Genomic DNA, 17,798 nt, shown 5'->3' with positions numbered 1-17,798 from the left:
GGCGTCAACCCCGCAGCTCGCCGTGCTCGACGCAGACCGCCGCCCAGCCCACCGGCAGCACCTGCACCTTCATCCGGCGGCGGCAACGCGCGCAGAACCGGGGCGGCTCCAGCTCGCGCGCCGCCCGGCACGCCGCGTGGCCACCACCGTCGGCTGGCTCCCCGCACCGGTCGCACCACACGGCCATCGTCGAGGCCCCCGTCACAGCGTCGCGGAGAGCGCCTTGACCGGCATCTTCAACTCGGTCAGCAGCGCCAGGTCGTCGGTCGCCGGCCGGCCCAGCGTGGTCAGGTAGTTGCCGACGATGACCGCGTTGATGCCGCCGAGCAGGCCGTCGCGGGTGCCCAGGTCGCCGAGGGTGATCTCCCGGCCGCCGGCGTACCGGAGGATGGTGCGCGGCATGGCCAGCCGGAACGCGGCGATGGCCCGCAGCGCGTCCTTGCCCTCGACCACCGGGCGGTCGCCCAGCGGGGTGCCCGGCCGCGGGTTGAGGAAGTTCAGCGGCACCTCGTGCGGGTCCAGCTCGGCCAGCTGCGCCGCGAACTCGGCCCGCTGCTCCACGGTCTCGCCGAGGCCGAGGATGCCGCCGCAGCAGACCTCCATGCCGGACTCGCGAACCATCCGCAGCGTCTCCCAGCGCTCCTCCCACGAGTGCGTGGTGACCACGTTGGGGAAGTAGGAGCGGCAGGTCTCCAGGTTGTGGTTGTAGCGGTGCACGCCCATGTCGACCAGCTCGTCGACCTGCTCCTGGCTGAGCATGCCGAGCGACGCGGCGACCTGGATGTCGACCTCGGCCCGGATCGCGGCGACGCCCTCGCGCATCTGCTTCATCAGCCGGGCGTCGGGGCCGCGCACGGCGGCGACGATGCAGAACTCGGTGGCCCCGGTCGCCGCCGTCTGCTTCGCCGCCTCCACCAGGGAGGGGATGTCCAGCCAGACCGAGCGGACCGGCGAGGCGAACAGCCCGGACTGCGAGCAGAAGTGGCAGTCCTCCGGGCAGCCGCCGGTCTTCAGCGACACGATGCCCTCGACCTCGACCTCCGGCCCGCACCAGCGCATCCGCACCTCGTGGGCCAGCTGGAGGGCGGCCGGGAGGTGCTCGTCGGGCAGGTTCAGCACCGCGAGGACGCCGGCCTGGTCGAGGCCGACGCCGTTCTCCAGCACCTGGTTGCGGGCCTGGTCGAGGATCTCTGGCATGGCTCGTACCCTACAAGGCGCCCGGCGGCGAAGAAACGCCCGAGCGCGCGGCCCGAGCCCCCGCACCGGAGCGCGGCCCGAGCCCCCGCACCCCGAGCGCTGCACCCGAGCGTGGCCCGGCCCCCGCACCCGACCGGCGGCGGCACCGCGCGCCGGCCCGCGCCACGCCGCGGCGCGGCCGACTGGTGGTAACTTCGCCCGGCGGAGACGGCGGGGAGGGGAGCGTGGCGGTGGCGGACTGGCTGGCGGCGCTGCACCGCCGTGCCGAGCTGCGGGCGAAGGCGGGGCTGACCCGCCGGCTGCGGCCCCGCGCCGCCGGCGACGCTGTGGTCGACCTGGCCGGCAACGACTACCTCGGCCTGGCCGCCCACCCCGAGGTCACGGCCGCGGCCGGGCGGGCCCTTTCGGCGTACGGGCTGGGCGCGACCGGTTCCCGGCTGGTGCGCGGCTCCACCGACGCCCACCACGGGCTGGAGGCGGCCCTCGCCGACTGGCTCGGCGTCGACGGCAGCCTCGTCTTCTCCTCCGGCTACCTGGCCAACCTCGGCGCGATCCGGGCGCTGACGCAGCCGCGTACCCTGCTCGTCTCCGACGCGCACAACCACGCCTCGCTGATCGACGGCTGCCGCATCTCCGGCGCGGAGACCGTGGTGACCCCGCACGCCGACCCGGCGGCGGTCGCCGCCGCGCTGGCCGCCGCGCCGGGCCGGCCCGCGGTGGTGGTCACCGAGTCGGTCTTCTCCGTCGACGGCGACCTCGCGCCGCTGGCCGAGCTGCACGCCGTGGCCCGCCGGCACGGCGCGCTGCTGCTCGTCGACGACGCGCACGCGCTCGGCGTGCTGGGCCCCGCCGGGGCGGGCGGGGTGGCCGCCGCCGGGCTGGCCGGCGAGCCGGACGTGCTGGTCACCGCCACCCTCTCCAAGGCGCTCGGCGGCGCGGGGGGCGTGGTTGCCGGCCCGGCCGAGTTCGTCCGGCACCTGGTCGAGACCGGCCGGACCTTCATCTTCGACACCGCCCTGCCGCCCGCCGTCGCCGCCGGGGTGCGCGCCGCGCTCGACCTGGCCCGCGCCGGCGACGACCTGCGCGCCGAGCTGGCCGAGCGGACGGGACTGGCCGTACGCCGGCTGCGCGCCGCCGGGCTGGAGGTCTCCGCGCCGGACGCCGCCGTGGTCTCGGTGACCGCGCCGGGCCCCGAGGCGGCCACCACCTGGGCCGCCGACTGCGCCGACCGGGGGGTGGCCGTGGGCTGCTTCCGCCCGCCGTCGACGCCGGACAGCCGGTCCCGGCTGCGACTGACCGTCAACGCCGGGGTGGCCCGGGCAGACTTCGGGCGGGCCCTCGACGTGATCGTGGAATGCGCCCCGTGACCGGCGCGGGCGCGGGCGGACGGGCGGAGGTGACGCCGTGAGCGCGGCGTGGACCGGGCCGGTGCTGATCACCGGCACCGACACGGGGGTCGGCAAGACGGTGGTGACCGCGGCGGTGACGGCCGCGGCCCAGGCGGCCGGGCTGCGGGTCGCCGTGGTCAAACCCGGACAGACCGGCACGGCCACCGGCGACCCGGGCGACGTCGACACGGTGACCCGACTGGCCGCCCCGCTCACCGGCCGCACCCTGGCCAGCTATCCCGACCCGCTCGCCCCGCTGGCGGCGGCCCGGGTGGCCCAGCTGGAGCCGCTGGAGCTGTACGCCGCCGTCGATGCGATCCGCGAGGAGGCCGACAAGCACGACCTCGTGCTGGTCGAGGGGGCCGGCGGGCTGCTCGTGCCGATGGGGCTGCGCCCCTCCGGCGAGGCGTGGACGCTGGCCGACCTGGCGGTGTCGCTCGGCGCTCCCGCCGTGGTGGTGGCCCGTGCCGGCCTCGGCACCCTCAACCACACCGCGCTGACCCTGGAGGCCCTCGACCGGCGCGCGGTGCCGGCCGGCGTGGTGATCGGCGCGTGGCCGGCGGAGCCGGAGCTGGTGCACTGGGCCAACCTGACCGAGCTGGTGCCGCACCTGATCGGCGCGTTGCCGGCGGGCGCCGGGGCGATGGACCCGGGGGTCTTCCGCCGGTCCGCGTCGGGCTGGCTCACCCCCGCCCTGTACGGGGTGCTCGACGACTGGCGGGCCTGGGCCGAGGACGCCGGCTGACCGCCCGCGAGCAAGGAAGGGCCCCCTCTTAACGCCTGGAGTAGAGAAGGGGACCCTTCTATACCGTATGCGTTAACAAGGGGCCCTTCCTTACCGGGCGACCACGAAGGCGTCGGGCATCCGGAAGGTGAGGTTGTCCGGGCACCACGGCGGACGGAGCACGCGTACGCCGTCGAGCAGCGGCGCGGCCTCGGCGACGACCACGGCGGCCTCCAGCCGGGCGAGCTGCGCGCCGACGCAGCGGTGCGCGCCCGCCCCGAACGCGAGGTGCCGGCGCGAGCCGGGCTGCCCGGGGCGGAACTCGTCGGGGGCGGCCACCACCTGCGGGTCGCGGCCGGCGCGGGCCAGCCACAGCACGACGCTGGTGCCCGCCGCGACGGGCGTGCCGCCGAGCGTGGTGTCGACGGCGGCGACCCGCCGCCAGGTGACGATCGGCGGTTCCAGCCGCAGCCCCTCCTCGACCACGTCGGCGACGTCGATCGTGCCGGCGCGCAGCCCGGCGCGTACCGCCGGCTCGGCGGTGAGCCGGTGCAGCAGCAGGGTGAGGAACTGCGAGGTGGTCTCCTGGCCGGCGACGAGCAGGAAGAACAGCGCGCTGACGACCACGTCGGGGGAGTGCCCGGCGGCGCGCAGCCGGGCCGCGAGCCCGCCGCCGGTGGCGGCGAACGCCCGCAGCACCCGGTGGAACCGGCCCACCTCGGCGGCGAGGGCGGCCTGCCGGTCGGCGTCGAGCGGGGCCCAGAACAGCTCCAGGGCCGCGCGGGCGAACTCCTTCACCGCGCCGACCGGCGCGTCGGGCAGCTCGACGAGCCGGGCCAGCACGAGCAGCGGCAGGTCCGCGGCCAGGTCGGCATACAGATCGACGGGTACGCCCGCGTCCAGCTCCGCCCGCAGCCGGGCGACCCGGTCGCGGACGAGGTCGGTGAGCCAGGGCCGCTGGGCGGCGACCCGGGCCGGGTGCAAGGCGTCGGCGACGATGCCCCGGATCTGCGGGTGGCTGACCCCGCCGTTGTTGGCCAGGGTCGGCGGCAGCCGGAACCGGTGCCCGGCGAGCACCCGCAGGGCGGCCACCGGGATCGGGGTGACCGCGTCGAGGGCGTTGTCGGGCCGGAAGGTCACCGGGTCGGCGAGCACCCGCCGCACCAGCGCGTGCCGGGTCACCACCAGGTGCGCCGCGCCCACGTGGTCGGTCACGGTCGCGATGTCGGGCCACGGCCCGTCGACGGCGTCGCCCCAGCCCCGGAACAGCACCGGGTCAACCTAGCGGGCGGCCCCCGGCGGCGCGGGGTCCAGTTCCCACACGGTGGTGTGCTTCACCCGGACGCTCTCCAGGGCCTCGGGCACCGGCACGTCGTAGCCGGCCAGCTCGCGGAACCGCTCGCGGGGCAGGAACGCCCGGCCCGGGTCGCCGACCAGCACCCGCGCGCCGGAGCGGGCGGCCCGCAGCAGGAAGCGCAGCATCCGCCGGGCCATCGCCTCGCTGTAGAAGACGTCCCCGGCGAGCACCACCTCGGCGTCGCCGGCGTCGCCGTCGAGGACGTCGCCGAGCGCGGCGTCGACGCGTACCCCGTTGGCCTCGGCGTTGAGCGCGACCGCCGCCACCGCGCGTTCGTCGACCTCGGCGGCGCGCACGGCCGCCGCGCCCGCGCGGGCGGCGGCGATGGCGACCAGGCCGGAGCCGGAGGCCAGGTCGAGCACCCGGCGGCCGGCGACGACCTCGGGGTGGTCGGTGACGTACCGGGCGAGCGCCTGCCCGCCGGCCCAGGCGAACGCCCAGAACGGCGGCGGCTGCGAGCTGCGGAACTCGCCCTCGGTGAGTTCCCACAACCCGATCGGCTCGTCAGCCTGGTGCAGGCGGACCTCGGGGACGAAGGCCACCGGGGCGAGCCGCGCGTGCAGCCTCACGAAGGCCGCGGAGAGATCGGACACGCCACCGATTGTCCCTGCCCGGCGATCCCGGGCGTGTCGCGGGTGGACGGTCACCGGTTCACCACTGTCGGTGAGATGACCCCCCGGGCTTCGCGGTACGTGCGAACACGCCCGTCTACCCGGTTGTCCGGTTCGCCCATAGCGTTGCCGGATGGATGGATCCGACGGGAGGCGAGGGCGGTGGTGACGGTGGTGCGGTACGCGCTAAGGGTCGGGGTGGTGCTGGCCTGCCTGTCCGGAGCGGGGGTCGGCGTCGCCGCGCCGGCTCGGGCGGCGGCGGCCGGGTTCGCCACCGAGCTGAGCGGCCTGCCGACGGAGTTCACGGCGGGCGACGGGGTGCAGACGGTCTCGGCGGTGGTGTCGCGCCGCGACGGCGGCTGCGTGAAGGTCCGCTGGTCGATGGTGCTCACCGTGCAGGGGCTGCGGCTGGACCAGGTGAAGATGGACCGGATCGAGGAGACCGGGCTGTTCCCCCTCGAGATCCGGACGCAGGGCAGCACGGCCCGGCTGACCGACCGGCAGCTCGACCCGGGCACGCTCTGCCCGGGCCGTACGGTGACCGCCCGCTACCGGGTGGCCTTCGCCGAGGACGTCAGCCGGGGACGGGTGACGCTGGCCGCCGAGGCGTACGACGCGCAGTCGCGGCTGCTGGCGCGGCAGGCGGCGACCCGGGAGGTGATCGGGACGGAGGTCGAGGCGACCCCGACCGCGGCGGCCCCGACGGACGAGTCGTCGGCGGACCCGACGGACGAGCCGCTGGAGCCGGCCGGGGTGGACGACGAGGTCGAGCCGAGCGAGGAGGTGGTGGCCGAGGTGCCGCCGGCCGCGTCGGGCGGGCGTCCCGTGTCGTCGTCGGGCGGCTTCGGGGTGGTGCAGGCGGCGTTCCTGCTCGGCGCGCTGCTGCTGTCGCTCGGGGTGGGGCTGCTGCTGCGCCTGCGGCAGCTGACGAAGACGGCCGAGGCCGGCGAGCCGGCCGTCGGGCTGGACTTCGAGCGGGCCGCCCCGCCGCAGCGGGGGTGGGGGCTGCTCCGCCGCTGACGCGGCTTCGCCGCTTCGCTTTACAAAACTTCGACTCTTGTAAAACGGCGTGACGCGTGCCACAGTCAGGGCGTACCCGAGAGATCGGAGACCGGCGATGACCGCTGGCGCGCCCGCGACCGCACCGCCCGCCGCCTGGCGCGACCCGCGCCGGCCGCTCTGGCCGCTCGCCCTGCTGGTGCCGGCGCTGCCCTTCGCCTCGTGGCTGGCCTGGCGGGGCGGCGCCGGCTCGTGGGCGTGGTGGCTCGCGCCGGTGGTGGTCTTCGGGGTGATCCCGGTCGTCGACCTGCTCGTCGGCGACGACCGGCGCAACCCGCCGGAGGAGGCGGTGCCGCGCCTGGCCCGCGACGGCTACTACCGCTGGCTGACCTACCTCTACCTGCCCGCCCAGTACGCGGGCCTGGTGCTCGGCTGCGCCGTGTGGGCCTCGGGTGGGCTGCGCCCGCTCGGCGCGGCCGGGCTGGTCGCCACCCTCGCCGTGGTCGACGGCATCGCCATCAACACGGCCCACGAGCTGGGGCACAAGCGGGAGAAGCTGGAACGCTGGCTGTCGAAGGTGGCCCTCGCGCCGACCGGCTACGGGCACTTCCACGTCGAGCACAACCGGGGCCACCACGTCCGGGTCGCCACCCCGGCCGACCCGGCCAGCTCCCGGCTCGGCGAGAGCTTCTACGCCTTCTGGCCGCGCACCGTCGCCGGCAGCCTGCGCTCGGCGTGGCGGCTGGAGGCGGGCCGGTTCCGCGTCCGGGGGCGCAGCCCGTGGACGTACCGCAACGAGATCCTCACCGCGTGGGCCATGACGCTGGTGCTGTTCGCCGCCCTGACCGCCGCGTACGGGCCGCAGGTGCTGCCGTTCCTGCTGCTCCAGGCCGTGTTCGGCTTCTCCCTGCTGGAGGTGGTCAACTACCTGGAGCACTACGGGCTGGCCCGGCGGCGTAACCCCGCCGGCCGCTACGAGAAGGTGGACGCGCGGCACAGCTGGAACAGCGACCGGACCGTCACCAACGTCTTCCTGTTCCAGCTCCAGCGGCACAGCGACCACCACGCCAACCCGCTGCGCCGCTACCAGACGCTGCGCAGCTTCGACTGCTCGCCACAACTGCCCGCCGGGTACGCCACGATGGTCGTGGCCGCCCTCGTGCCGCCCGTGTGGCGGCGGGTGATGGACCACCGGGTGCTCGCCCACTACGGCGGGGACCTGGAGCTGGCCAACGTCCACCCGCCGGCGCGGGCCCGCCTGCGCCGGCTGGCCGGCTGATCCGGGTCGTGTGTCGGCCTGCGTCGGGCCGGTCAGCTCACGGCGTCGGGTGAGGCCGGGTCGGTCGGGTTGTGGCGTCGGCGGGTCGGTCGGCTCGTGGCGTCGGGCCGGTCAGCTCACGGCGTCGGGTGAGGCCGGGTCGGTCGGGTTGTGGCGTCGGCGGGTCGGTCGGCTCGTGGCGTCGGGCCGGTCAGCTCACGGCGTCGGGCTGGGGTTGGGGCTGCGGGGCCCGGCGGGAGCGGTCCTGCGCGGGGGCGGACCAGTCGAGCTGGGCCGGCTCCAGGCCGAGCTCGCGGGCGGCGGCCAGGCGGATCCACTCGGCGAACTGGCGGCGCGAGATCACCCGGTCGTGCACGGCGAACTGCACGGCGAGCCCGTCCATCATGGCGTTGATCCGCCACGCCGCGCCCGCCGGGTCGGCGCACTCGAACACGCCCTCGCGCACCCCGTCGGCGATCACCGCGGCGAGATCCTCCCGCCAGCGCAGGTCGAGCCGGCGGGACACCTTCTCCAGCTCCGGGACGCGCAGCGACTCCGACCACCCGTCGATCCACATGGACCACGAGGTCGGTCGGCCGGTCGGGGCGTAGAGCTTGAGCATCCGCCGGAGCTTGACCAGGGGCGAGGCGGCGGACCGGACCACGGCGTCGAGCCGGGCGAGATCCTGCTCCGCCGCGTAGGCGAAGGCCTGGGAGAGGAGTCGCTCCTTGGTGGCGAAGTGGTAGAAGACCAGCGCCTGGCTGACCCCTGCCGCCTGGGCCACGTCGGCCGTGCGGGTGTTGGCCAAGCCCCGTTCCGCGATCACGTCACAGGCCGTGCGCAAGAGGGCATCCAGGCGGATCTCGGCGGCACGTCTCGTCACGTCGCTACCGTAACCTATCCGTTCGTGCACAAACAGTGACCGCCCCGGCGGATTCGATCCCCCGAGTCGGAAGTAAGACACTTTCCTCGTCCTTGTCGGCCATGTCCGCTCCTGTCGTGGGGCGTCCTGTCCAGTCTCCTAGGAAGCCCTGCGGGGTGTGTGGCGCGCCGCCACGTGGGCGACCACGCCAGGCTGGCCTCGGCGGTGTCGGGGACGCGGCGGTGTCGGGGTCTCGACGGTGTCGGGGTCTCGACGGTGTCGGGGACGCGGCGGAAGGCGCGCCGCCGTGTCGCCGACATGGGGCCTTCCCCGCCCGGGGATACCGCCATGTCGGCGACATGGCGACGCGGTCACCCCTCGCATGGCCCGAGCGGGCCGGTCGAGCGGCCGGTGGGGCGGGGGAGGTGGGCGGCCGGTCGGGCGGGGCGACGGCCTGGGCGGACGCGCCCGGCGGCCCCCCGATTTGGCAACCGCTCGCGGGCTCGGCTAAAGTTCTCATCCGTCACCGGGAAACGCCGGGGGCGTGCGGACGTAGCGCAGCTGGTAGCGCATCACCTTGCCAAGGTGAGGGTCGCGGGTTCGAATCCCGTCGTCCGCTCGGATCTGCCGCCACGCATGTCGGGGGCAACCTCGGTGGAGTGGCCGAGAGGCGAGGCAACGGCCTGCAAAGCCGTGTACACGGGTTCAAATCCCGTCTCCACCTCGCAGTTGACGAGGGCGATTGGCGCAGTGGGAGCGCGCTTCCTTGACACGGAAGAGGTCACTGGTTCAAACCCAGTATCGCCCACCACGGGTAACGGCCCGGCACCACACAGGTGCCGGGCCGTTTCGCCGTCCGGGGTCGTCCTGGCCGTGGCGCCCCACTCATCCGATGCCCCGCCCGGTGTCCGCACGCGCAGGCGACAGTGACGTGCCGGCCACCAAAAGGCGGTGGCCGGCACGGATCCGTGCCGCCCCCGAACCGTTCAGCTCCGTCGGCCCGGGGGAGAGCTGCCTACAGCGGCGGGGCGACGTCCCGGCGCTCCTCGACGCGGCGGTACTCGACCGGCTCGGTGGTGGTGACCACCTCGCGACGGCGGCCCCAGACCAGCGTGGTCATGACGAGGCCGAGCGCCCCGGCGGCCATCAGGATCCAGCCGACGACGTCCAGGTCGACGCCGCCGACGGTGGCGTCCATGGCGAACGTGAGGATCGCGCCGACCGCGATCAGGAAGATGCTCGTACCGATACCCACGACAGCCTCCTTCGGGGGATGCAGTGTGCCGTCGAGGTGGACAAGTACCCCGTCGGTGAGCTGCGTAATCGGCGGCGCGCGCCGCGCACCCGAGGGGCGTTTGTTCCGCGATCTTGCCATCGGGTACAGTTCACCCCGTCGCCGGCGAACGCTGGCGGCACGCGGACGTAGCGCAGCTGGTAGCGCATCACCTTGCCAAGGTGAGGGTCGCGGGTTCGAATCCCGTCGTCCGCTCGCGATCCGCCCCGTGGGGCTGACCGCAGCCGGGGTCGGCTTCTCACGCCGGGCCGGCGAGCGCGGGCGATTGGCGCAGTGGGAGCGCGCTTCCTTGACACGGAAGAGGTCACTGGTTCAAACCCAGTATCGCCCACCATCCATGTGTGCTGCGCAGAAGGTCCGTTACCGGTCATCCGGTAACGGACTTTGGTGTTTCTGCTCCTTGCGTTGCGAGCGGGTTGGGAGCGCGTGATCGTTCAGCTTTCCGCGCGGGCTGGTTCGCGGTGTGGGCGGGGGCGGGGGCGGGGGTCGGGCCCCAGGGGCGTTGAACGGCGGGCGGGCGCAGACTCGGCATCGACCTTCCTCAATGATCAAGCGGCTGACCTGCTGAAATTGTCGCTCCCGTAGTTCCGTGGGATTGGTGTGGACCGCATTCCCGCGGAGTGGATCAACTCACGGACGTCAATAACATCGAACGGCATGAAACTGCAGCTCAACAGGCGTCAACTGCCTTGAAGTGGCGCCCTGCCATGGTGGCTTTGCGGGATGGCCTCTTTGTCGTCGGAGAAGCTCGGGCGGTGTCGAGTGCAGGGTTCACCACGAGATCATGGAGGCAAGAAGAGGTATCTTGCCATTCGCTCTACACCGGTGTAGGAAATGTAGTGCCGCTGGTGTGGATGTGGGCCGTCGTGGCTGCCGGGAAGATCTCGGTAGTCGATCTCGATGGTGAGGCGCGTGCCTTCGATGCGGCAGGCCTTGACGCTCTGAGAGGAGCAGCAACGCGATGTCACACAGCAGTGGCCCCCGAATGACCAGCCTTGTCGCAGCCGCGGCTTTGGTGGTGTCAGCCATCGCGGCCGCCCCGGCGGCTGCCGCGACCGACACGTGGCATTCGCACGACGACGTCTATCACTACTTCAAGGTGCCGCAGTCGCAGGTCATCAGCATCGTCGGCGGCACGCCGGCGGCCCTCGAGCTGGAGGCGAACATTGGCCCGAGCGGCACCTGGTCGGCGCTCGCGCTCGACCCGAGTGGCTCGGACTACGCCGCGAACGTCGGTCCGCTGGAGCCCGGGCTGTACTACTACCAGTACACCGCGACCATGCAGGACAGGTCGAAGGTGTCCTTCCGCCAGCCGGGCAGCCCGGTGGCGGTGACGTCGAAGCCGAACTGGAACACCTTCTTCGTGCCGGGTGAGTCGGTCGAGTGGATGGACGACATCGCCGCGGGCGGGACGGTGGAGGAACTGTCCTACCCGAGCGCGACGGCGGCGCAGCGCCGCACCGCCCTGGTGTGGACGCCGCCCGGCTACGACGCCGCCCGGGCCGAGGCGTACCCGGTCCTGTACCTGCTGAGCAGCGAGGGCCAGACCGCTCGTGAGTGGCTGGAACTTGGCCGGGCGAAGCAGATCCTCGACAACCTGGTCGCAGGCAGGGACGCCAAGCCGATGGTGGTCGTGATGGCCGACGCCAATTCCGCCGACCCCCGCGCCGAGCTGCTCAACGCCATCGTCCCCGCAGCGCGGGCCGGCTACAACGTCTCGTCTCGGCCCCAGAGCCAGGCGCTGGCCGGTGTCGCCACGGGTGCCGAGCAGGCGATGCGCATCCTCCGCAGCGATCCCGGCGCGTTCGCCTACGTCGGCTCCTTCTCTGGCTCCGTCGACGGCTCGATCACCAAGGCGGAGGCCAAAGCGATCAACAAGGGCACCGAGCTGCTCCGGGCATACGTCGGCAACACGCTCGACCCGTCCTACAACGACAACTACGACCTGCTGGTGGACCTGAAGAAGTCCGGAGTGAGGTTCGAGTTCGACGGCGTCAACCCCGACGACGGCGCCACCTGGGACGCGTGGCGGGAGAACCTGCGAGACTTCGCCGCTCGGCTCTTCGGACAGAAGGTCGTCTCCCACGGTGCCAGCAAGGGGCATCGTGCGCTGACCCGGCCGTACGCGCCCCCTCCGGCCGGGTCGATCACGACCCCGCACATCGACCCGCACGGCATCGTCACGTTCGAGACCGGCACCCAGTGGGCTGGCGCCAAGCACGTCACGATCTGGGGCAACTGGGCCCCGAACGGCCAGTGGTTCCGGATCCCGATGGACAAGCAGCCCGACGGTCGCTGGCGCAGCACGATCGGGCCGCTCGACGGCTACCACTACTACCGGTACGTGGTCGACGGCGTCGACAAGAAGGACCCCGCCGACACCGTCAACACCCATGTGATGGAGTCGCAGCTTTTCGTGCCGGGCAAGTCCGACGCGATGCTGGCCGACGTCCCCGAGGGCAGGGGCGGCACGGTCTCGCTGATGACCTACGACGGAGGCCAGGGCGCAGAGCGCTACGCGTACGTCTGGACGCCGCCCGGCTACGATGCCGACCGCGCAGCTGCCTACCCGGTGCTCTACCTGTACCACGGCGGGGGCCAGAACTACGGCAGCTGGATCGAGACCGGGCGTGCCAGACAGATCCTCGACAACCATTACCTCAACGGGACAATGGTGCCGATGGTCGTGGTCATGCCCGACCAGAATGGCGTCGACTTCTGGACCGACCTCAGCCAGCACGTGATGCCAACCGCGGCGGAAAAGTACAACATCTCGACTGATTCGGATGAGCAGGCGCTCGCCGGTCTGTCGTGGGGAGCCATGAACACCCTCGGCACGTGGCTCAACCACCCGGGCGAGTTCGCCTACATCGGTGCCTTTTCCGGGGGCCTGCTCTCCTACCCCACCGTCGACGCCCGGGCGGTCAACGAAAGCACCAGGCTGGCAAGGCTGTACTCCGGTGACGTCGACTTCACGTACTCGTTCACGCAGGAGGCAATGCAGTGGCTGACCTCCCAGGGCATCGAGTACGAGTACGCCGGCACCTGGGTCGGACCGCATGGCTTCGACATCTGGATGGCGAATCTGATCGACTTCGTGCCGCGGCTTTTCGCGCCTGAGTACCGGTTCGGCGGGGTGCGGCCACCGCTGGCCGGCGACGGCTCCGACGTCGTCGAAGCCGGACGCCCCGTGCCGGTCAGGTTCGCCTTGACCGACGCAGACGGCGGGACGGTCACCGACGCGGAGCCGCGCATCTACCTCGTGAAGAAGACCGACGGCGTGGCCGGCAACCGCGTTCCGGCCGCACCTGTCCGGAAGGGGGCGGACAACACCGCACGCTACAGCGCCGCAAGAGACGAGTACGTCTTCCACTGGGACACCACCGGGCTCGCCCGGGGCGCCTACGAGCTGCAGATCGACCTGGTCCGCGGCTCCGTGCACACCATCGCCCTGACCATCGGCTGACCTCGCGTCACGCGGCCGGGGGTCGTGACGGGGGCAGACTTGTGCGCTGGCCTACCATTTCACGAGCGGCGGGAGGGGCTGTGGCACGCAAGACCAACGGGTCGGCGACGATGCGCGACGTCGCCCGCCTCGCCGGTGTGTCGATCAAGACGGTGTCCAACATCCTCAACGGCTATCAGTACGTGCGTCCGGAGACCCGCGAGCGGGTGGACGACGCGATCCGTGAGCTGGGCTACCACGTGAACGTGTCGGCGCGGAACCTGAGCCGGGGCCGCACGGGGGCGATCGCTCTGGTGCTGCCGGCGCTGCGCGGTGTCTACTTCGCCGAACTTGCGGACGCCGTCATGCGAGAGGCGTCCAGGCGGGGCCTGACCGTCTTCATCGAGCAGACCAACGCCGAGCGCGACCGTGAGTTGCGGGTCCTGGACGGCAGCTACCGGTCACGCTTCGACGGCGTGCTGTACTCCCCGCTCGCGCTGGGCCAGAACGACCTCTCGCTGTTCGACGTCGACTTCCCCCTCGTGCTCCTGGGTGAGCGGGTGTTCGATGGCGGCGTCGACCACGTCACGATGAGCAACGTCGAGGGGGCACGTGCGGCGACCGAGCACGTCCTGGACCGCGGAGCGACCACGGTGGTTCCCCTGGGGGTCAAGGACGACCCGTCGCCGAGCAGCGGGACGCTGCGGTTCCAGGGCTTCCGGGACGCCCTCCGGTCGCGGGGGTTGGACGTCGACCCACGCGCAGTCATCGGTGTACCCGACTACTTCCACGCCACCGGCGCGGCGACGATCGCTCGTATCCTTGACAGCGGCGTCGAACCCGACGCGGTTGTGGCGTTCACCGACACACTCGCGCTGGGCGCGCTTGCTGCCCTTCAGGACCGCGGTCTACGGGTTCCCGAGGACGTCCTGTTGATCGGCTTCGACAACATCGACGAGGCGAACTACTCCCGACCTCCACTGAGCACCATCGATCCCGGACGCGACGTGATCGCACACCGGGCGGTCGCGCTGTTGGAAGAGCGGATCCAGCTTCAGTTCGACGGCGTGCCGCGAGAGGAGCGGCCGGCGCCCCGGCGGATTGTCATCGACTTCGAGCTGATCCAGAGGCGGTCGACGCTGCGCTGAGGCCGTCCTGCCGCACTCCCCGCCGTGACGGTATGGGGCATCGACACTGCGAAACCATCGATAAATTCGAGTTCTTCAACGTGAAGGGGAGGGGTCCCTCGATGGTGAAGACCAGTTCTGCGCCCTCGCGAGCAAGGGGGCACGGCAGAGGCGCCAGGAGTCCAGGACGCAGGTCCTTGGCGTTCGGGCTGGCGTGGGCTGTGGCGGCGAGCGGGCTCGCCGCGTTCGCGCGGCCGGCTTCGGCCTCCGCCGAGGACACGCCGGCGTACCGGAACACCTCGCTGCCATTCAGTGTCCGTGCGGCGGACCTGGTTTCGCGCATGACGCTGGAGGAGAAGTACGACCAGCTCATAGCGATGCAGCCGCATGCGACCTGGCGTCCGAAGCCGAAGGCGATCGACCGGCTCGGCGTGAAGTCGTACGGATACTGGGGAGAGGCGAACCACGGGATCTACTTCCCGACCGTCCCCGGCAACGGCAACTACACGCAGTACCCGCAGAGCACCTCGATCGCATCGACGTGGAATCCGGGCATCACCCGGGAGATCGCCGGCGGTATCGCTGACGAGGCCCGCGTGACCTACAACACGTCCTGCCCGCCGGGTGTGACGAACCCCGACCCCGCCGGTGGTGCCTGTCACGGCCTGACCTACTGGTCGCCGAACCAGAACCTCAACCGCGACCCCCGGTGGGGGCGGGCGGACGAGTCCTACACCGAGGATCCCTTCCTGGCGGGCCAGGTGGCCGGCGCCTTCGTGACCGGTCTACAGGGCGACACGGCGTCACGTCCCGACACGGTTCCCACCGGAGCGGCCGACTACATCCAGGCGGTCGCCACGCCCAAGCACTACCTGGCGAACAACTCCGAGGCGAACCGCGACTTCGGCACGTCGAACATCACCGAGCGTTCGATGCACGAGTACTTCCTGCCGCCCTTCGCGGCCTCGGCCGGCGAGGCGGGCGCGCGGTCGCTGATGGCCGCCTACAACGCCTTCTCCGTGGTGGAGGACTACACCACCGACTACCCGTCCGCATCGAGCTACCCCACCCTGTGGAGTCCCCGCGACAATGTCACACCCGGCGGCACGCCCGGGACGCCGGCCGCGGCGAGCCGGTACGCCATCGAGACCATGCTGCGCAGGTCGTACGGCTTCGACGGCTTCGTCGTCTCCGACTGCGATGCGATCACCCGCGTGCACGGAACCGGGACGTCAGGACACTCGTGGCAGCCCGCCCAACTCGGCGGGCAGACGCAGATCAGCAAGACCCTCGGCAACGCCTGGGCGCTCAAGGCCGGCACCGATCTTGACTGCTCGGGCGGCGACTACCCGACGGCGAGCGGACTCCCGGCAGCTCAGAGCCAAGGCTTCGTCAGCGAGGCCGACGTCGACATCGCGCTCGTGCGCGCCTTCACCGCGCGGTTCCAGCTGGGTGAGTTCGATCCCGTCGCCTCCGTCCCGTGGAACAGCGATTCCTACTCGCTGTCGGAGGCCGGCGATCCCGATGTGAAGCTGGCTTCGCCGGCGCACCGTGCGGTCGCGCACGAGTCTGCCCTCGAGGCGCCCGTGCTGCTCAAGAACGCCGGCGGAGCGCTCCCGTTCGCGGGCGCGGCGTCCGGCAAGACCGTCGCCCTCGGGCACGTGGACACCCTCAACAACTTCCAGTCGGGCTCCTACTCCGGGCCCACGGCGGTCGACACGACCTTCGCCCAGGCGTTGGCCGAGCGGACGGGGGCGGCTCCCTCGGCCGTGACCGCGGGCTCCACCACGCCGTTCCTGTCCAGCCACCTTGCGGTGTTCCCCGACGTCCTCGACGCCGACGGCACCGCGATCACCACCTCTGTGTGCGCCAGCAGCCCCTGCGATCCCGTAGCGGACGCGGCGACCGCCGAATACCAGATCTCCCAGGCCGACAATGTCGTGGTCGTCGTCGGTCACCGGAACAACGACGGCGGAGAGGGCACGGACCGCGCAACAGTCGTCCTGCCGCGCATGCAGGCCGAGCTGATCCGGGACTCGATCGCCCCGCTCGCACAGAAGTACGGCAAGAAGATCGCGGTGTGGATCCAGGCCAAGACCATGGTCGACGTCAGCCCGTTCAAGGACCTGCCGAGCGTGGGGGCGATCGTCTGGTCGTCCTTCAACGGCATGTACCAGGGCAAGGCGATGGCCGAGTTGCTGTTCAACGACGCGGTGGCGCTGGAGGACGGGCGTACTGCGGTGGCCAACTTCTCCGGCAAGCTGCCGCTGACCTGGTACTCCGACGTCGACGCACAACTCGGGCCGGCGGCCGCTCCGGACCGCGCGATCGAGGACTACCGGATGACCAGGGCGGAAGGTGCCAGGTGCGGCCGGACCTACCTCTACTACCAGGTCGGTCCTGATTGCGCGGCTCCCCACTATGTGTTCGGTCAGGGCCTGTCCTACTCGCCCTTCGGCTACGGCACCCCGAGACTGTCGTCCTCGAAGATCACTCCCGACGAATCGGTGACGGTCTCGGTGCCCGTGTCGAACCGGGCCGCCAATCGCCCGGGCAAGGCTGTCGTGGAGGTCTACGCCAGAGCCCCGCAGGGCGCCGACGGCAGCCAACGCCCGCTCAAGCAGCTGGAGGGCTTCGTCAAGAGCGGCCTGATCGCTGCGAAAACCAAGACGGTGAAGGTCACCATCGACGCCGGTGACCTGTGGTTCTGGGACGACGTGAAGCACAAGAAGGTGTTTCCCACGGGCGACTGGACCATCCTGGCCGGGCCGAGCTCGGCCGACGCGGACCTGAAGTCGGTGAAGCTGCGGGTGACCGGACGCCGGACGCCCGGCGTCGAGGTGGTCTCGGCCCAGCCGGACGCCACCGAGTTGAGCCTGGACACCCCCGACAACCGGATCAACGCGCGACTGTCGGTCACCAGGCACGACATGACGTTCTGGAACCTGTCCGACCGGGCGCTCACGGTGACGTACACCTCCTCCGACCCGTCGGTCGCCACGGTCGACGCCCGCGGCTCGGTCACACCGGTGTCCACCGGTGCCGTCCTGATCACGGCCAGGGCCACCGCCAACGGGGAGAGCAGGGCGACCACGTTCCCGGTCGTGGTGACCTCCGGCGCACCGGACGCCACCGGCTCGGCGTTCCCGAACGCCTACCCGTCGCGGGTCAACTTCGGCGATCGGGCAGTCAGCCTCGACCAGGCGTCCTCGGGGACGCAGCTGTCCGCGCGTGTGTTCCCGGCGGACCCGACAGCGACGTACGGCTACCAGATCGCCCCGATGGACACCAACACCGCCGGTGCGAGCGTCACCCCGGCGGGAGTCCTGACCGCGGCGAGGACCGGGCACGTGCGGGTAACCGTCACGGCAACCAGTGCCGGCGTACAGACGTCGGAGTCCGCCCTGATGACGATCACACCCGGGCGTCGGTGGGACACCACCGGCCCAACCAGGGGGAGATCCGGGCCCTGCACGCCTCCGCCGACGGGCCCACCCTGCTGGTCAGCGGCGCCGACGGGAGCCGGGCGCTGACCG

The 17,798-nt window shown here is 72.1% G+C and carries 12 protein-coding genes, 5 tRNA genes and 1 pseudogene; 12 read left to right on the top strand and 6 right to left on the bottom strand.

The annotated features are described in order from the left end of the window. Positions 1-4: 4 nt before the first annotated feature. A complete protein-coding gene (locus LPA42_RS28935; RefSeq protein WP_043962582.1) occupies positions 5-187 on the bottom strand; it encodes a hypothetical protein in 183 nt (60 codons plus the stop codon). 14 nt (positions 188-201) lie between these two features. Then, positions 202-1,197: a biotin synthase BioB gene (bioB, locus tag LPA42_RS28930; RefSeq protein ID WP_043962583.1), complete on the bottom strand. Its 996-nt coding sequence runs from the start codon at positions 1,195-1,197 to the stop codon at positions 202-204. Positions 1,198-1,427: 230 nt separating this feature from the next. On the opposite strand from bioB, the gene LPA42_RS28925 reads away from it, so the two are divergent. Both LPA42_RS28925 and bioD read left to right on the top strand, forming a co-directional pair. Next, entirely contained in the window at positions 1,428-2,564 is a 1,137-nt protein-coding gene (locus tag LPA42_RS28925) for an 8-amino-7-oxononanoate synthase (protein ID WP_077936876.1), read from the top strand. Between the two features lie 61 nt (positions 2,565-2,625). Beyond that, positions 2,626-3,330 carry a dethiobiotin synthase gene (gene bioD / locus LPA42_RS28920; protein WP_043964245.1) on the top strand — a complete coding sequence of 235 codons (705 nt, stop codon included), beginning with the start codon at positions 2,626-2,628 and terminating at the stop codon, positions 3,328-3,330. Between the two features lie 90 nt (positions 3,331-3,420). Here bioD and LPA42_RS28915 read toward each other — a convergent pair whose 3' ends face one another. Beyond that, positions 3,421-4,533 (bottom strand): cytochrome P450, encoded by a 1,113-nt coding sequence (locus LPA42_RS28915; protein ID WP_228987001.1) that lies wholly within the window; start codon positions 4,531-4,533, stop codon positions 3,421-3,423. A 57-nt stretch (positions 4,534-4,590) separates the two neighbouring features. Beyond that, positions 4,591-5,259, bottom strand: a complete 669-nt coding sequence (locus LPA42_RS28910; protein ID WP_043962585.1) for a methyltransferase — start codon at positions 5,257-5,259, stop codon at positions 4,591-4,593. A gap of 180 nt (positions 5,260-5,439) precedes the next feature. Here LPA42_RS28910 and LPA42_RS28905 point away from each other — a divergent pair, with 180 nt between their 5' ends. Both LPA42_RS28905 and LPA42_RS28900 read left to right on the top strand, forming a co-directional pair. Beyond that, the gene (locus LPA42_RS28905; RefSeq protein ID WP_144082582.1) at positions 5,440-6,297 is read left to right on the top strand and encodes a hypothetical protein; all 858 of its coding nucleotides are present in this window, start codon (positions 5,440-5,442) and stop codon (positions 6,295-6,297) included. Positions 6,298-6,394: 97 nt separating this feature from the next. Beyond that, positions 6,395-7,555: an alkane 1-monooxygenase gene (locus LPA42_RS28900; RefSeq protein WP_077936851.1), complete on the top strand. Its 1,161-nt coding sequence runs from the start codon at positions 6,395-6,397 to the stop codon at positions 7,553-7,555. A 262-nt stretch (positions 7,556-7,817) separates the two neighbouring features. Here the strand turns inward: LPA42_RS28900 and LPA42_RS28895 are convergent. Next, positions 7,818-8,417, bottom strand: a pseudogene (locus LPA42_RS28895) (TetR/AcrR family transcriptional regulator); the annotation flags it as partial. Between the two features lie 525 nt (positions 8,418-8,942). On the opposite strand from LPA42_RS28895, the gene LPA42_RS28890 reads away from it, so the two are divergent. The 3 genes from LPA42_RS28890 (at position 8,943) to LPA42_RS28880 (ending at position 9,207) form a co-directional block, all read left to right on the top strand. Beyond that, positions 8,943-9,015: transfer RNA gene (locus LPA42_RS28890), tRNA-Gly, on the top strand. A gap of 34 nt (positions 9,016-9,049) precedes the next feature. After that, positions 9,050-9,120, top strand: a tRNA-Cys gene (locus LPA42_RS28885). Between the two features lie 12 nt (positions 9,121-9,132). Beyond that, a tRNA-Val gene (locus LPA42_RS28880) sits at positions 9,133-9,207 on the top strand. Positions 9,208-9,411: 204 nt separating this feature from the next. Here the strand turns inward: LPA42_RS28880 and LPA42_RS28875 are convergent. Next, positions 9,412-9,651: a DUF6458 family protein gene (locus LPA42_RS28875; protein WP_043962588.1), complete on the bottom strand. Its 240-nt coding sequence runs from the start codon at positions 9,649-9,651 to the stop codon at positions 9,412-9,414. 161 nt (positions 9,652-9,812) lie between these two features. Here LPA42_RS28875 and LPA42_RS28870 point away from each other — a divergent pair. The 5 genes from LPA42_RS28870 (at position 9,813) to LPA42_RS28850 (ending at position 17,795) form a co-directional block, all read left to right on the top strand. After that, positions 9,813-9,885, top strand: a tRNA-Gly gene (locus tag LPA42_RS28870). Between the two features lie 64 nt (positions 9,886-9,949). Then, a tRNA-Val gene (locus tag LPA42_RS28865) sits at positions 9,950-10,024 on the top strand. Positions 10,025-10,675: 651 nt separating this feature from the next. Then, positions 10,676-13,156, top strand: a complete 2,481-nt coding sequence (locus LPA42_RS28860) for an alpha/beta hydrolase-fold protein (RefSeq protein WP_158229391.1) — start codon at positions 10,676-10,678, stop codon at positions 13,154-13,156. An 80-nt stretch (positions 13,157-13,236) separates the two neighbouring features. Further along, complete coding sequence (locus LPA42_RS28855) at positions 13,237-14,283, top strand: LacI family DNA-binding transcriptional regulator (protein WP_198956492.1); 1,047 nt, start codon at positions 13,237-13,239, stop codon at positions 14,281-14,283. A 32-nt stretch (positions 14,284-14,315) separates the two neighbouring features. Continuing rightward, positions 14,316-17,795, top strand: coding sequence for a glycoside hydrolase family 3 C-terminal domain-containing protein (locus tag LPA42_RS28850; protein WP_077936882.1), 3,480 nt, complete (start codon positions 14,316-14,318; stop codon positions 17,793-17,795). The last annotated feature ends 3 nt before the right edge of the window (positions 17,796-17,798 follow it).

Source organism: Micromonospora sp. DH13 (assembly GCF_020873825.1).
In the GTDB taxonomy this organism is placed as follows: Bacteria; Actinomycetota; Actinomycetes; order Mycobacteriales; family Micromonosporaceae; genus Micromonospora; species Micromonospora haikouensis.
Note: the sequence above shows the minus strand (reverse complement) of the source record. Positions and strands in the feature narration are given on the sequence as shown.

Coding starts and splice junctions, on each gene's coding strand:
- LPA42_RS28935 (WP_043962582.1), bottom strand. CDS start 187: ATGGCCGTGTGGTGCGACCGGTGCGGGGAGCCAGCCGACGGTGGTGGC.
- bioB (WP_043962583.1), bottom strand. CDS start 1,197: ATGCCAGAGATCCTCGACCAGGCCCGCAACCAGGTGCTGGAGAACGGC.
- LPA42_RS28900 (WP_077936851.1), top strand. CDS start 6,395: ATGACCGCTGGCGCGCCCGCGACCGCACCGCCCGCCGCCTGGCGCGAC.
- LPA42_RS28860 (WP_158229391.1), top strand. CDS start 10,676: ATGACCAGCCTTGTCGCAGCCGCGGCTTTGGTGGTGTCAGCCATCGCG.
- LPA42_RS28850 (WP_077936882.1), top strand. CDS start 14,316: ATGGGGCATCGACACTGCGAAACCATCGATAAATTCGAGTTCTTCAAC.